This is a genomic window from Microbacterium sp. NPDC064978 (assembly GCF_044543605.1).
GTDB classification, from domain to species: Bacteria; Actinomycetota; Actinomycetes; order Actinomycetales; family Microbacteriaceae; genus Microbacterium; species Microbacterium meiriae.
Map to the genome: position 1 here is coordinate 919,317 of NZ_JBITWF010000001.1, position 14,556 is coordinate 933,872.

Annotated in this window: 15 protein-coding genes; 9 read left to right on the top strand and 6 right to left on the bottom strand. The window is 70.9% G+C overall.

All coding sequences use genetic code 11. The annotated features are described in order from the left end of the window. Window position 1: 1 nt before the first annotated feature. Window positions 2–2,077, bottom strand: a complete 2,076-nt coding sequence (locus ACIGJI_RS04670; RefSeq protein WP_363445979.1) for an ABC transporter ATP-binding protein — start codon at window positions 2,075–2,077, stop codon at window positions 2–4. 167 nt (window positions 2,078–2,244) lie between these two features. Here ACIGJI_RS04670 and ACIGJI_RS04675 point away from each other — a divergent pair, with 167 nt between their 5' ends. Beyond that, window positions 2,245–3,720, top strand: coding sequence for an MDR family MFS transporter (locus ACIGJI_RS04675; protein ID WP_363445818.1), 1,476 nt, complete (start codon window positions 2,245–2,247; stop codon window positions 3,718–3,720). Window positions 3,721–3,750: 30 nt separating this feature from the next. On the opposite strand, the gene ACIGJI_RS04680 is transcribed toward ACIGJI_RS04675, so the two are convergent. Beyond that, complete coding sequence (locus tag ACIGJI_RS04680) at window positions 3,751–3,897, bottom strand: hypothetical protein (RefSeq protein WP_187663623.1); 147 nt, start codon at window positions 3,895–3,897, stop codon at window positions 3,751–3,753. A gap of 126 nt (window positions 3,898–4,023) precedes the next feature. On the opposite strand from ACIGJI_RS04680, the gene ACIGJI_RS04685 reads away from it, so the two are divergent. After that, a complete protein-coding gene (locus ACIGJI_RS04685; protein ID WP_363445816.1) occupies window positions 4,024–4,617 on the top strand; it encodes a carboxymuconolactone decarboxylase family protein in 594 nt (197 codons plus the stop codon). A 23-nt stretch (window positions 4,618–4,640) separates the two neighbouring features. Beyond that, window positions 4,641–5,225, top strand: a complete 585-nt coding sequence (locus ACIGJI_RS04690) for a 1-acyl-sn-glycerol-3-phosphate acyltransferase (RefSeq protein WP_268777769.1) — start codon at window positions 4,641–4,643, stop codon at window positions 5,223–5,225. A gap of 4 nt (window positions 5,226–5,229) precedes the next feature. On the opposite strand, the gene ACIGJI_RS04695 is transcribed toward ACIGJI_RS04690, so the two are convergent. Beyond that, the gene (locus tag ACIGJI_RS04695) at window positions 5,230–5,433 is read right to left on the bottom strand and encodes a hypothetical protein (protein WP_363445814.1); all 204 of its coding nucleotides are present in this window, start codon (window positions 5,431–5,433) and stop codon (window positions 5,230–5,232) included. Between the two features lie 81 nt (window positions 5,434–5,514). Here ACIGJI_RS04695 and ACIGJI_RS04700 point away from each other — a divergent pair, with 81 nt between their 5' ends. Next, window positions 5,515–6,060: a DUF6328 family protein gene (locus ACIGJI_RS04700; RefSeq protein WP_292795365.1), complete on the top strand. Its 546-nt coding sequence runs from the start codon at window positions 5,515–5,517 to the stop codon at window positions 6,058–6,060. 34 nt (window positions 6,061–6,094) lie between these two features. Here ACIGJI_RS04700 and ACIGJI_RS04705 read toward each other — a convergent pair whose 3' ends face one another. Continuing rightward, window positions 6,095–6,655: a Dps family protein gene (locus ACIGJI_RS04705; protein ID WP_187663618.1), complete on the bottom strand. Its 561-nt coding sequence runs from the start codon at window positions 6,653–6,655 to the stop codon at window positions 6,095–6,097. Between the two features lie 119 nt (window positions 6,656–6,774). Between ACIGJI_RS04705 and ACIGJI_RS04710 the strand changes: the two genes are divergently transcribed. Together ACIGJI_RS04710 and ACIGJI_RS04715 are read left to right on the top strand one after the other, a co-directional pair. Then, window positions 6,775–7,263, top strand: coding sequence for a GNAT family N-acetyltransferase (locus ACIGJI_RS04710; RefSeq protein WP_187663617.1), 489 nt, complete (start codon window positions 6,775–6,777; stop codon window positions 7,261–7,263). A gap of 107 nt (window positions 7,264–7,370) precedes the next feature. Then, the gene (locus tag ACIGJI_RS04715) at window positions 7,371–7,670 is read left to right on the top strand and encodes a hypothetical protein (RefSeq protein WP_060921362.1); all 300 of its coding nucleotides are present in this window, start codon (window positions 7,371–7,373) and stop codon (window positions 7,668–7,670) included. 64 nt (window positions 7,671–7,734) lie between these two features. On the opposite strand, the gene ACIGJI_RS04720 is transcribed toward ACIGJI_RS04715, so the two are convergent. After that, window positions 7,735–8,304 carry an alpha/beta fold hydrolase gene (locus ACIGJI_RS04720; protein WP_363445811.1) on the bottom strand — a complete coding sequence of 190 codons (570 nt, stop codon included), beginning with the start codon at window positions 8,302–8,304 and terminating at the stop codon, window positions 7,735–7,737. 144 nt (window positions 8,305–8,448) lie between these two features. After that, complete coding sequence (locus ACIGJI_RS04725) at window positions 8,449–9,846, bottom strand: M20/M25/M40 family metallo-hydrolase (protein WP_363445809.1); 1,398 nt, start codon at window positions 9,844–9,846, stop codon at window positions 8,449–8,451. Between the two features lie 201 nt (window positions 9,847–10,047). Here ACIGJI_RS04725 and ACIGJI_RS04730 point away from each other — a divergent pair, with 201 nt between their 5' ends. The 3 genes from ACIGJI_RS04730 (at window position 10,048) to ACIGJI_RS04740 (ending at window position 14,489) form a co-directional block, all read left to right on the top strand. Next, on the top strand, window positions 10,048–10,929 hold the full coding sequence (locus ACIGJI_RS04730) for a manganese catalase family protein (protein WP_363445807.1): 882 nt from the start codon (window positions 10,048–10,050) through the stop codon (window positions 10,927–10,929). A 1-nt stretch (window position 10,930) separates the two neighbouring features. Beyond that, complete coding sequence (locus ACIGJI_RS04735) at window positions 10,931–11,971, top strand: SDR family oxidoreductase (RefSeq protein ID WP_280566596.1); 1,041 nt, start codon at window positions 10,931–10,933, stop codon at window positions 11,969–11,971. 157 nt (window positions 11,972–12,128) lie between these two features. Further along, entirely contained in the window at window positions 12,129–14,489 is a 2,361-nt protein-coding gene (locus ACIGJI_RS04740; protein WP_363445805.1) for a glycosyl hydrolase family 65 protein, read from the top strand. Window positions 14,490–14,556 lie beyond the last annotated feature (67 nt).

Consider the following 14,556-nt stretch of genomic DNA (forward strand, 5'->3'; position numbering starts at 1 on the left):
GTCAGCCGTCGGTCGGGCGCGGTCGGGCGTCGGCGCTGGATGCCGTCGGCAGCGGTACGCCGGTCGTGAGCGCCACGACGGCGTCGGCCGCCGCGGAGTCCTCCGGCTCGCGGTCCGCACGGCGCCCGGCGAGCGCCGCATCGACGCCCTCCTCGACACCGCCACGGATCGCGGCCTCCTCCTCGGCTTCTGCTTCGAGCTCGGCGTTCAACACCCGCGACGCGGCCACCTGCTGTGCCGCCAGCTCGGCGTAGAGGCCGCCCTGCGCGAGGAGCTCCGCGTGGGTGCCGGACTCCACGATGCGACCGGCCTCCAGCACATGGATGACGTCCGCCCCCATGACCGTCGACAGGCGGTGCGCGATCGACAGGGTCGTGCGCCCCTTGGCCGCCTCGTCGAGGGCTTCCTGCACCACGCGCTCGGACACGGTGTCCAGGGCGGAGGTGGCCTCGTCGAGCAGGAGCACCGGCGGGTCCTTCAGGAGCACGCGGGCGATCGCGATCCGCTGCTTCTCCCCGCCGGAGAGCCGGTACCCGCGCTCCCCCACGACCGTGTCGTAGCCCTTCTCGAAGCCCGCGATGATGTGGTGGATGTTGGCCGCGGTGCAGGCGGCGACCAGTTCCTCGTCGGTCGCGTCGGGCTTCGCGTAGCGGAGGTTCTCGCGGATCGTCGCGTGGAACAGGTAGGTCTCCTGGGAGACGATGCCCACGTCGTCGATGATCGACTCCTGCGTGAGCGTGCGCACGTCCGCCCCCGCGAACAGCACCGCGCCGCCCTTGGCCTCGTACAGCCGAGGCGCGAGATAGAGGATCGTGGTCTTGCCCGCGCCGGACGGGCCGACGAAGGCGACATGCTGCCCGGGCTCGGCCACGAACGAGACCCCGTGCAGCGTGGGGCGCGAGTCGGCCGCGGCATCCGGATAGCGGAACACGACGTCCTGGAACTCGACGCGTCCGCGCGGCCCGGGGGCCTGGGCGACGGTGATCGCGTCGGGGGCGTCGGTGATCTCCGGCACGAGGTCGAGGTACTCGAAGATGCGGGCGAACAGCGCGGACGAGGTCTGCAGGTCGAGAGAGACGCGCATGAGCCCCATGAGCGGCATGAGCAGCCGCGCCTGGACCGTCGTGAAGGCCACGATGGTCCCCGCCGTGATCGCGCCGGTCCCGCCCGCGATGAGGTAGCCGGACACGAGGTAGATGACGGCCGGCACGCTCGCCATGATGACCTGCACGACCGCGAAGAAGCCCTGGCCGCTCATGGCCCGGCGCACCTGCAGGCGCACCTGGTTGCGATTCTCCTGCTGGTAGCGCTCGGACTCGGTGCGCTGGCGGTTGAACGCCTTGGACAGCAGCATGCCCGAGACGCTCAGGGTCTCCTGGGTGATGGAGGTCAACTCGGACAGCGACTCCTGGGTCTCCCCCGCGATGCGCGCCCGCACCTGCCCCACGCGTCGCTGCACGAGCACGAGGAAGGGCATCAGCACGACCGCGATGAGGGTGAGGCGCCAGTCGATGAGGATCATCGCGACGAGGGAGGCGATCACCGTGACGGCGTTGCCGAGGATGCTGGTGACCGTGTTCGTGAGCACGCCGGAGACGCCGCCGACGTCGTTCTGCAGCCGGGACTGGATCACCCCGGTCTTCGTCCGGGTGAAGAAGCCGAGCTCCATCGCCTGCAGGTGCTCGAACAGCCGCACCCGGAGATCGCCCGTGACGCTGTTGCCGACCGTGGCCGTGAGCCAGGTCTGCGCGACGCCGAGGACCGCCGAGAAGAGGAAGAGGCCGACCATCGCCCCGACGAGCACGCCGAGCAGGGAGAGGTGGGGGCCGCCGCCGTCGACGGGGAACAGAGCGTCGTCGAAGATGCGCTGCACGAGAAGCGGCGGGATGACCGCGATACCCGCGCCGAGGACCACGAGGACACCGGTGAAGAGGATGCGCCACCGGTAGGCGCTGAACAGAGCGACGACCCGGGTGCCGAGCCCGTCGATCTTCGGGGCCTCCGCGTTGAGCCGACGCTGGGCGTCCTCGTCCACGCCGCGGAAACCGCCCCGCGGACCACCGCCCATCCCGCCCATGCTCATGGCGCCAGCGTACTCAGGACGGCGGACACCGCGGGCCGTCGTCTCCGCTCAGGGCGGATATCGCAGGGATCGGAATGAAATGTCCCACCGACCCGTTACGCTGAATGACTCTCGCGAACTCTCGCACATCTCTTTTTCTTCCGATGCCCTGGAGGCCGCCCATGTCTGCCGTCGATACCGGCTCCATCACGACGCCCCCCGCATCGCACGGGGAGATCCCGCGCAAGGACATGCGGGTCATCTGGCTGCTGCTCGTCGCCGCCTTCGTCGCCATCCTCAACGAGACGACGATGGGCATCGCGATCCCGCATCTGAACACCGACCTCGGCATCCCGCCCGAGCTCGGACAGTGGCTGACGAGCGCGTTCATGCTGACAATGGCGGTGGTCATCCCGACCACCGGCTTCATCCTGCAGCGCTTCACGACGCGGCAGGTCTTCATCGCCGCGATGACGGCGTTCTCGCTCGGAACGCTCGTGGCGCTCGTCGCCCCCGGGTTCTCGGTGCTGCTCGTGGGCCGCGTGATCCAGGCGGCGGGCACCGGCATCATGATGCCGCTGCTGATGACGACGATCATGAACGTCGTGCCCGCGCAGTCCCGCGGTCGCATGATGGGCCGCGTCGGTCTCGTCATCTCGCTCGCGCCCGCGATCGGCCCGACGCTCGCGGGGGCCGTGCTCGACGCGTTCAACTGGCGCGCGCTGTTCGCCATCGTGCTGCCCATCGCCCTGATCTCGCTCGCCATGGGCGCGAAGTGGATGACCAACCTCGGCGAGACCCGCAAGGCTCCGCTCGACGTGCTGTCCATCCCGCTCGCGGCGCTCGGCTTCGGCGGCATCGTCTTCGGCCTCAGCCAGTTCGGCGGCGAGGGCGGATCGGGCGGCACGACCGGCGTCATCGCTCTGGTGGTCGGCGCCGTCTCGCTCGCCCTGTTCGTCTGGCGTCAGATCGTGCTGCAGCGCGTCGACGACGCCCTGCTCGACCTGCGCGTGTTCCGCTCGGCGAACTTCTCGCTGGCCGTCATCATCATGACGATCCTGGCGCTGTCGATGTTCGGCACCCTGACGCTGCTGCCGCAGTACCTGCAGAACGTGGCGGGACTGACCGCGCTGGAGTCGGGCCTCATCCTGCTCCCCGGTTCGGTGCTGATGGGCCTGCTCGGTCCGATCATGGGCCGCGTCTACGACGCGAAGGGCACCCGTCCGCTGCTCATCCCCGGGACGATCCTCGTCTCGGCGGCGCTGTTCTTCTATTCGACGGTCGGAGAGCACACCGTGTGGTGGCTGCTGATCATCGTGCAGGCGGCCATGTCGGTCGGCCTCGCGATGTCGTTCACGCCGCTGTTCTCCTCGTCGCTCGGGTCGTTGCACCGCTCGCTGTACTCGCACGGCTCGGCGGTGCTCAACACGCTGCAGCAGGTCGGCGGGGCGGCCGGCGTCGCCCTGCTCACGGTCACGTACTCGGCGATCCTGCACGCCGGCGAGGACGAGGGCCTGTCGCGGGCCGTGGCCGGTGCCCCCGGAGCGCGGACGGCCTTCCTCATCGCGGCGATCATCTCGCTCGCGGCGGTCGCGCTCAGCCCGCTGGTGCGCAAGCCCGCCGACGACATCGGCGACGCGGCGCACGGCGGTCACTGACCGCGCAGCCACACCGACGGCGTCTGCTGCTCACCGCTCCTTGGGGGCGGGGATGTGGCAGACGCCGTTGCTGCAGTAGCCGGCGGCATCGCCCTCGAGCAGCTCGATCGCACCCGGCAGCGGCTGCAGCCCGAGCGGCGCGTCCTGCCCGGTGTTCTCCTGCTTCGATTCGGTCATCCCTCGATCGTACGCCTGCCAGGAGCACCGGGCGCCGCACGCTCTTCTCTGCGGCCTGAGAGCGGCGTATCGTTCCCGGCGAGGGGTGCGCACCCTCGCCGCGCGCCCCGGAGCCGAGGAGGCGCCATGATCATCCACCCTCCCGAACGGGCCACCGCGACCGGCCACGTCGCCGCGATGTACGAGAGCGACCTCGCCGACGATGGCATCGTGTTCGCTCACACCAGGGCCATGGCCGTGAACCCCGACGCCCACGCCGCGTTCGAGGCGCTCGTCCGCTCGGTCGTCCCGTCGATCGGCGTACCGATCTACGAGGCCGCGACCCTGGGGGCGGCGCGGGCCCTCGGATCCGCGCACTGTCTGCTCGCACACGGCCGCCGCTCCCTGCGCGCCGGCGTCATCGACGAGGAAGGACTCGCCGCCTTCGCCGCGGGAGACGACCGCGGTTTCACGGAGCAGGAGCAGGCCGTGATCCGCTTCGCCACGCGGCTGTCGACCGATCCGGGGGCGATGACCGACGCCGATGCGCAGGAGCTGCGAGACCGGGGGTTCAGCGACCGGCAGATCGTGGACATCACCCTGGCGGCGGCGGCGCGCAACTACTTCAGCAGGGCTCTTCTCGCGCTGGCCGTGCCCGTCGAGCACGTCCCGGGGCTGGACCCGGCGCTCACCGCGGCTCTCACGCGGACCACCGGGGCCCCGCCGCCAGGCGATCGATAGGCCGTTCCGCCTAATCTGGACGGATGCTCCGACGATTCCTCGCCCGCGTGTACTGGGCCGTCAGCCGGTGGACCCTCGTCGCCGACGCCGTGCCGACGCGACCGACCGTCCTGATCGGCGCCCCGCACACCTCGAACTGGGATTTCGTGCTCATGCTCGCGATCGCGTGGCGCCTCGGCATCGACGTGCACTGGCTGGGCAAGAAGAGCCTGTTCCGCGGCTGGCGGGGGCCGATCATGCGCGGGCTCGGGGGCATCGCCGTCGACCGGGCGGATCCGGCGCGCGTCGTCGGCGAGGTCGTGGACCAGGTGCATGCCGGGACGGTGTTCGGCCTCGTCGTCACCCCCGACGGCACACGGGGCGGCAACGAGTACTGGAAGAGCGGCTTCTACCGGATCGCGCGAGCCACCGGCATGCCGGTCACTCTCGGCTTCGTCGACCGCCACACGATGACGACGGGCCTCGGGCCGACGATCGACCTCACGGGCGACGTGGCCGCCGACATGGACCGGATCCGCGCGTTCTACGCCGACAAGCACGGCGTGCGCCCCGAACGTCGCACGGAGCCGCGGCTGCGCGAGGAGACCGCCGAGCAGCCGGAGGGCTGACGTCTCAGTCCTCGTCGGGTGCGTGGTCCCGGGCGTACGCGAGGTCGTCGTCGGACAGCGACTCGATCATCCCCACCACCGCTCCGGTGATCTCCCGGATCTCCTCACGGACGTCCTCGCCGAGATGCCGCGACCCGCTGTCGATGACCGCGCGACGCGCATCGTCGGACAGCTCGGGCCACCATTCGTCGATCGGGGGAAGGGTCATCTCGGGTCCTTTCCTGAGGCCTGTCCATCCGGCAGCGCAAGGTTCTGGACAGCGCCGGATCGTGCCCACGAGACTATCGCCATGACAGCAGAATCCCGTGGCGGCGCCGACGAGCGCGACGACCGCGATGACGGCCGCGACGAGACCCCGAACGAGCGCGCGGACCGCAACTGGGAGGAGCTGCTGCAGGAACTGCGGGTGATGCAGACCGGCACGCAGATCCTCACCGGCTTCCTCCTCGCGGTGGCGTTCCAGCCGCGCTTCACCGATATGGACGAATTCCAGCGCGACCTGTATGTCGTGCTCGTGGCACTCGCGGCGGTCGCCACCATCCTCGCCCTCGCCCCCGTCGGCATCCATCGTGCCCTGTTCGGCAGCCGGCTGAAGCCTGAGCTCGTCCGGACGGCGGCGCGCCTGGTGAAGATCGACCTCTTCGTGATCGGCGCCCTCACGATCGGGGTCACGACGCTCATCGTGGACTTCACGGTCAGCCGCACCGCCGGGATCGTCGCGCTGATCGCCTCGCTCCTGCTCGTGGTCGGGCTGTGGATGGCGCTGCCCGGCCTGCTGCGGCGAGCCCGCGCGCGGGTCGGAGCAGACGAAGGACCGCCGCCCTCGTCGGCATGAGCGCGACGGGGGCGGCGGTCGGACAGCGGGCTGATCAGCGGCCGGCGGGGCTGCGGTTCTCCGCGCTCACCATCCACGCGAACTGCTCCAGGCGCTCGATGACGGCGTGCAGCAGATCCGCGGACGTGGGGTCTTCCTCGTCGACGGCGTCATGCACATCGCGCATCGTCCCGACCGCGGCCTCGAGGCGCGCGGTGACGAGGTCGATGGTCTCCGTCGTCGACACCTCACCGGTCGGGAACTCGGGGAGCGTCGTCGTCTTCGCGATCGTGGCGCTGCGCCCGTCAGGCACGGCGTGCAGGGCGCGCATGCGCTCCGCGATGGTGTCGCTGAACGTCCGGGCGTCCTCGATGATCTCGTCGAGCTGACGGTGGGTGTCGCGGAAGTTCCGTCCGACGACGTTCCAGTGGGCCTGCTTGCCCTGCAGCGAGAGTTCGAGAAGGTCGACGAGCACCGCCTGCAGGTTCGCCGCGAGGGTCGGGGATGCGGTGAACCCCTTCTCCGCATTCTGCTGGCGCGTGGTCTTGACGCCCGCCTTCGTCGCTCCGCTCTTGCTGCTGGAGCTGCCGGTCTTCTTGGTCTTCGTGTCTGCCATGGTGTGACCTCCTGCTGTCACGGTAGCCCCGCGGCACAGCCGATTCGAGGGGGTTGACACCCACCGGGCGGACCCCCGAACGTGAGGGAGGCGACAGGGCCATCGAGAGAGGCGGAACAGTGGGAACAGCAGCACAGGAGGATCGTCCCGAGGTGGTCATCGCGCCTCTCACCGCGGCGGATGCCGGAGAGGTGCTCACGATCCAGCGGGCGGCCTTCGTGTCCGAGGCGGCGATCTACGGCAGCGTCGATATGCCGCCGCTGACGCAGACGCTCGCCGAGATGGAGGCAGAGCTCACCTCGGAGAGCGGGCTCGGCGCACGGATCGACGGCCGCCTGGTGGGGGCGATCCGGTTCGTCGAGGACGACGACCTGCTCCTGATCGGGCGGATCGCGATCGCCCCCGACATGCAGGGCGAGGGCATCGGGAGGAAGCTCCTCGACGCGGCGGAGAAGGCCTCGGACGCCCGCGAGTCCGAGCTCTTCACCGGAAGCCTCAGCGAGGCGAACATCCGGCTGTACGAGTCCTGCGGCTACGAGGAGCGCGAGCGGGTGCCGCAGGGCGACGGCACCGCTCAGGTGTTCCTCCGCAAGCGGCTGCGAGGCTAAAGGCACCACCCCCGCAGGCGCAAGGGGGTCGAGCGGATCCGGACGATGCGGAATCGTAGTCCGGACATGTCGCGACCGCGTCATGCCCCAACCGGAAAGGAGAGCTCATGCTCACCCTCACCGACAACGCCACCGCCATCGTGTCGACCCTCGTGAGTCGTCAGAACGACGCGCCGGCCGCTGGGCTGCGCATCCATACCGCCGAGGCGCAGGACGACACGGGCGCGGCCCGTCTCGCCGTCGCCGTGACCGCCGACCCGGAGCCCGCCGATCAGGTCGTCGAGCTGTCGGGCACCCGCCTGTTCCTCGACGAGGCCGCCGCCTCCGCCCTGGACGACAAGGTGCTCGACGCGGGCGTGGACGACGAGGGCTCCGTCTCCTTCGCCGTGCTCCCTCAGGTCGCCTGAGAGCTCAGACTTCGAACGCCGCGGCCGATCCGGCCGCGGCGTTCGCGTGTGCACAGGGTCGGGCTCAGTCCCAGTCGAGATACTCCTCGAGCACGACAGCCGTCTCGATGGGGTGCGTCATCGGGAAGAGGTGATCCCCGCCCTCGACGACCTTGATGCTGGCGCGTTCCGGAGCCATGGCGCGCACGCTCTCGGCGTTCGCGGGCGGGGTGACCTCGTCGGCCGTCCCCTGGATCAGCAGCACCGGGATGACCGGGGCGAGGGGGGTGTCCACGTCCTCCACGCCGAGGAGGGCCAGACCGTTCACGCGCTCCGGGTGAACGAGCGCGAACGACCGCGCGATCGTGCCGCCGAAGCCGTGCCCGCCGATCCACGTGTCGCCGAGGCCGATGTGGTCGATGACGGCGAGCGCGTCCGCGACGCGGTCCTCGACCGAGGCCTCTGCGTCATCCGCGCGATGGCCGATCCGCACCACGTGGAATCCGGCCTCCTCCGCCAGGTAGTGACCGACCACTCCGAGCACGTCGGCGGCCAGGCCGCGCTCCTGGATGAGCACCAGCTTGACCGGACCATCGCCCTCGTCGACGAAGGGGATGGCGCGGCCCTCGGGCTCGAAGATCTGGGTGTCGGTCATCGGCGTCGTTCTCCTCAAGCCGTCGGTGTCAGGTTCGCAGGCGCCGTCCGCGCCGGGCTCCTGCGACCGGGCACCGGGCGGTGGCGCCTGCGTCCAGCGTAGCCCGCCGGGGGACGAGCCTCCTCCTCGCATCCCCCGGCGGAGTCATGAGGCGGCGGCGAGCTCGCGCCACAGATGCGCGAGGGTCGCAGCGCCGCGGACCAGCATGCGCAGATCGATGCTCTCGTCGCTCGCATGCCAGTGGTCCTCGGGCAGCCCGGTGCCGAGGAACACGACCGGGGCGCCGAGTTCCCGGGACAGCAGCTCGGCCGGCCCTCCCCCGGCGTTGCCCATCCTCCCCCGCACCGCGCGACCGTAACCGCGGGCGAGGGCCCGCTCCAGGGCGTCCCGATAGGGTCCGGGACGAGAGACATACGGTTCCTGCGCGATGTCCTCGTCGACCTCGAGGCGATACGTCGCCTCGGCGGGCATCACGTCGGCGATGAAGGCGCGGAGCGCGTCGGCGACGTCGTGGTTACGCTGATCGGCGACGGTTCGGATGCTCAGCGAGGCCATGGCCTCCCGCGGGATCACGGAGCGCTCGATGCCCTCCGGGTCTCCGGCGAGCAGCGAGATCACCTCGATGGCCGGGCGCACCCAAAGGCGCTCCTTCGGGGTGAAGCCCTGCTCCCCCACGATGACCCTGGTCTCGGTACGCCGCGTCCAGTCCTCGGGGTCGAACGGCAACGCGTCCAGTTCCGCAGCGCGCTCGTCGCTGAGCGGGGCCACGCCGTCATGGAATCCGGGGATGGCGATCCCCCCGTCCTCGTCGTGCAGCTGCGCGAGCACGCGGGAGAGCACGAGGGCAGGATTCACCGTCACGCCGGAGGCGGCACCGCTGTGCACGTCCCGGTCGGGCCCCTGCACCGTGAGCGTCGCGGTGAGCGTCCCCCGCATCGAGGTGACCGGAGCCGGGGAGTCGACCTCCCACTGCAGGGTGTCGGAGAAGACGACGAGGTCGCACACGAACCGGTCGGGGTCGGCCTCCAGGAGGTCCTTGAGGTGCGGGGAGCCGATCTCCTCCTCGCCGTCGATGAGCAGCTTGAGGTGCACCCCGGCTCCGACGCCGTCCACGGCCTCGACCGCCCGGTGCGCCCAGACGTGCGCGAGGGCCTGGCCCTTCGCGTCCGACGCGCCGCGCCCGTAGAGCCGCCCTTCTCGGAGCACCGGCGCGAACGGCGCCGTCTCGCTCCACTCCTCCGGCTTGGCGTGGCGGACGTCGTGGTGCGTGTAGACGAGGACCGTGGGTGACCCCGGCGCGCCCTCGCGCTCGGCGAACACGGTCACCGCATCGCCCGCCGGGAGCAGCGACGTCGTGAAGCCCGCGTCGCGCAGCTCTGCGGCGATCCAATGCGCGGATCGCACCCCGTCCATCCGACGCTCGGGGGCCGCCGAGACGGAGGGGATCTCGACCCAGGCCGACAGCCGCTCGACCATCTCATCGAGGTGGGACTCGAGGAAGGCGTCGATCGCGTCCTGCGCTGCCGCCGTCTCCTCCGTCATGGGGACAGACTGCCCGGAGGACCGGGGATACGGGCGGGGGTTGACGGCGTCGGCGCTGACCGGCTATCACCGCGACGAGGTCCGATCTCACGCGGGCCGAGAGTGATTGTCCCAGGCGCGTCGGGGTTTGGAAAGGCCCTGCGTGGATCGGCCGACCGGGCGTTGCATGGCCAGCCCATCCCCAGAAGAGAAAGGCTCGATATGTTCTTCCATCGACAGGAGCTCCAATTCTCCGCGACGCCCGAGGCCCCGGACGCCGTCTACGCCCGCAAGCTGCAAGAGGTCCTCGGCGGGCAGTACGGCGAGATCACCGTCGCGCTGCAGTACCAGTTCCAGGCGTGGAACATGCACATCCCCGGCAAGTACCGCGACCTCGTCTTCGGCATCGGCGCCGAGGAGATGGGGCACGTCGAGATGCTCGCGGTCATGATCGCGCAGCTGCTCGAGAAGTCCCCGCTCGGCATCACGGAGGACGCCGTGCAGGATGACCCGACGGTCGCCGCCATCGTGGGCGGCACGGATGTGCAGCAGGGCATCGTCGCCGGTGCCGGCGCGCGTCCGGTCGACAGCAACGGCAACCCGTGGCAGGGCTCGTACATCACCGCCAGCGGCAACCTCCTCGCCGACTTCATGGCCAACGCGAACGCCGAGATGCAGGGCAGGGTGCAGGTCGCCCGGCTCTACCACATGACCGACGACCACGGCGTCCGGGATCTGCTGAGCTTCCTGCTGGCGCGCGACACGATGCACCAGAACCAATGGCTCGCCGCGGCCGAGGAGCTGAAGGCCGAGGGCGCCGAGAAGCTCCCCGTGCCGAGCAACTTCCCGCTCTCCAAGGAGCACCGCGACGTGTCGTACCAGTACCTCAACTTCAGCGACGGTCCTGCCGCCGCGGAAGGCACCTGGGCATCCGGCCCCACGCCGGACGGACACGGCGAGTTCAGCTACCACGAGGGCTCGACGACCACGGCCGAGATGCCTCCGCCCACTCACCCGGACGCACGTTTCTACGGCACCACCGAGCTGCCGAACGTCGTGGAGAAGGTGGCCGGCGCCGCGCAGGACGCGCTCCACAAGGAGTGACATGCCGTCATCGGTCTCGCGGAAGGGACGGTCGCCGCACACACGCGTACGGCGGCCGCCCCTCGACGCCCAGGTGGTGGTGGTCACCGGCGGCTCCCGCGGGATCGGCCGGGAGGCGGCCTTCGGCTTCGCCCGAGCGGGGGCATCCGTCGTCCTGCTCGCCCGCGGTGAGCAGGCGCTGACCGAGACGGTCGAGGAGATCGCCGCGGAGGGCGGGGACGTCCGCGGCGTCGTGTGCGACGTCTCCGACCGCCGGGCGGTGCAGGACGCAGTCGACCAGATCACGCATGCGTTCGGCCGGATCGACACCTGGGTGGGCAACGCGGGGGTGCTCCTCTACGCCCCCGTCGCCGACACCACCCCCGAGGAGCTCCGAAAGGTCCTCGACGTCAACGTCGTCGGACAGCTCAACGGCCTCCAGGCGGCGCTGCCGGTGCTCCGGCACTCGCGCGGGACCATCATCGTGGTGAGCTCGGCCGAGGCGGTGGCGGCGATGCCGCTGCACGGGGCCTACGCCGCCTCGAAGCATGCGGTGGAAGGAGCGGTCGACGCCCTCCGCCGCGAACTGCGCGCCGAGCGCGCGCCCGTCACGATCACCGTCGTCCGTCCCGCCGTCATCGACACCCCGATCTACCGCCACGCCCGCAGCCGCATGACGTATCGCCCGAGCGGACCGCATCCGCACTACCGCGCCCGGTCCGTCGCGCGGGCGATCGTCTACGCCGCCGTCCATCCGGCCCGCACGATCCACGTCGGCGGTGGCGCCCTGCTGCTCACCGGGGTCCAGCGGATCGCGCCCGGTCTTCTCGATGCGGCGCTCGGCCGGTTCGGGTCCCGGATGATGCGCACGAACGAGACCGCCCCTGCGCAGTTCGGGAACCTCGTCGGTCCGCTCCGCGACACCGATCAGCGGGGCGGGCTGCCGCACCGCGGACGGGGCAGCATCACGGCATGGCTGCGTGTGCACCCCGGGTGGCGGACCGTGGCGGTCGCGGGCATCCTCGGCGCGGCACTGGTGCCCTGGCGCCGCTCGCGCCGCTGAGCACCTACCCGACCGGCTCGGCGCCGCGCAACTCCCTCGTGCCGGCGCGTGGGCCCGGATACCGTCGAGGCACACGGTCTCCGGCAGAAGGGAACTCCATGCTTCTCGGCATCCTCACCTCCTCCTCGGACGGGCGCCCCGAGGGTCGGGCGCGCCGATGACGGCGCGCTTCACCATCGAACCGTGGGCCGTCGGCATCGAGAGCGTCGACACCGCCCATCTCGCGCAGGAGGAGTCCGTCTTCGGTCTCTCCAACGGCCACGTCGGCTGGCGCGGGAACCTCGACGAGGGTGACCCTCGAGGCGTCGCGGGAAGCTACCTCAACGGCGTGTTCGAAGAGCACCCGATGCCGTATGCCGAGGACGGGTACGGGTACCCCGAGACCGGACAGACGGTGATCAATGTCCCGAACGGGCAGCTCATCCGCCTGCTGGTCGGCGACGAGCCGTTCGACGTCGAGCACGGGACGGTGCACACGCACACCCGCCGCCTCGATCTCCGCGACGGCACCCTGCACCGGGAGGTCGACTGGGAATCGGCGGAGGGCCGTCGCGTGCACATCACGTCGACCCGTCTGGTCTCCCTCGAGCACCGGTCGCTGGCCGCCGTGCGCTACCGCGTGACAGCGGTCGACGGCGCCCTCGCGATCACCGTGCTGTCCGAGCTGCTCGCGAACGAACCGCTTCCCACGACCCACGACGACCCGCGCGTGCAGGAGCTCCTCGCCCGTCCGCTGGAAGCCGTCGCGGGATCGGAGCGCGGCGCGCGGAGCACGCTGCTGCATCGCACCCGGCGCAGCGGCCTGCGCGTCGCGGTGAGCGCTGACCACATCGTGCGCGTCTCCGGAGAGGGCGCTCCGGAGGTGACGACCGAGGTCGACGACGACCTGGCACGCACGCGCATCCGCGTGGACCTCGCGCCCGGCGAGGAGCTCGAGGTCGTCAAGCTCATCGGACACGAGTGGTCGGCCACCCTCGCGCCGCAGACACTGCGGGACCGCGCGGAGGAGGCCGTGGAGGAAGCCGCTCGTCTGGGCTGGGAGGCGCTGATGGCGGGTCAGCGCGCGGTCCTCGATCGGTACTGGGAGTGCGGTGACGTCCGTATCGACGGCGATGCGCGGCTGCAGCAGGCCGTGCGCTTCGCGCTGTTCCAGGTGTTCCAGGCGTCGGCGAGAGCCGAGGCCCGATCCGTGCCGGGCAAGGGCCTCACCGGCTCCGGTTACGAGGGCCACACGTTCTGGGACTTCGAGGCGTTCGTGCTCCCCGTGCTCACCTCGACCGCTCCCGATGCCGCGCTCCAGGCACTGCGCTGGCGTCACGCGACGCTGGATCACGCCAGGGAGCGGGCGCGCACGCTCGGCCTGCGCGGCGCGTCCTTCGCCTGGCGCACGATCGACGGCCGGGAGAGCTCCGGCTACTGGCCCGCGAGCACGGCGGCCTTCCACATCAACGCCGCCGTCGCAGGTGCCGTGATGCACTACGTCCGCACGACGGGTGACCAGGACTTCGAGCGGGAGGCGGGCACGGAGATCCTCGTCGAGACGGCGCGCCTCTGGCTGTCCCTCGGGCGCGGGGATGACGACGGCGGCTTCCACATCGACGGCGTCACCGGCCCGGACGAGTACACCGCCGTCGTCGACGACAACGTCTACACGAACCTCTCCGCGCGCCGGAACCTCCGCGGGGCTGCGGCTGCCGCCCGACGGCACCCGGAGGTCGCCGCAGCGCTGGGAGCGGACGAGGAGGAGGTCGCCGCCTGGGAGGCCGCGGCCGACGCCATGACCGTGCTCTACGACGAAGAGCGACAGGTGCACCCGCAGTCGGCGGGCTTCACCGCGCACGCCCGGTGGGACTTCGACGCCACGGCGCCCGACGAGTATCCGTTGCACAGCCACTTCCCGTATTTCGACATCTACCGCAAGCAGGTGCTGAAGCAGGCCGACCTCGTGCTGGCGCTCTACACCTCCCACGAGGAGTTCACCTGGGAGGAGAAGGCCAGGGCGTTCGCCTATTACGACGCCCTGACCGTGCGAGACTCCTCGCTCTCCGCGGCCGCTCAGGCCGTGATCGCCGCCGAGGTCGGGCATCTCGAACTGGCATCGGCCTATCTGGCCGAGCTCGCTGCCCTCGACCTGGACGACCTCCACGGCAACACCGACGAGGGACTGCACATCGCGGCACTCGCCGGCATCTGGACGGGCGTGACGGCCGGCTACGGGGGTATGCGGGAGGGAGACCACGGCCTGTCCTTCCGGCCGCAGCTTCCGGACGGCGTCACCCGCCTCGCGTTCGGAGTCCGGCTGCACGGCTGCATCCTGCACGTCGACATCGCACCGACGGAGACGACCTACCGACTGAGCGCCGGGGAGCCGGTGACGATCCGGCACGCCGACGAGGAGCTCGTCCTGCACGCCGGGGTTCCCGTAAGCCTGCCGACGCCGGACCGCGTCGAGCCGCTCACCCCGGCACCTGTGCCGCCGCGCTGGCGGGAACCGGGACGCCCGCGCGCCGGCGACTGAGGCCGCGCCGGTCCGTGTGCCATATCGAGGCGGGTGCGCGCAAGGCCCGCGGCGATGTCGGCCGTCC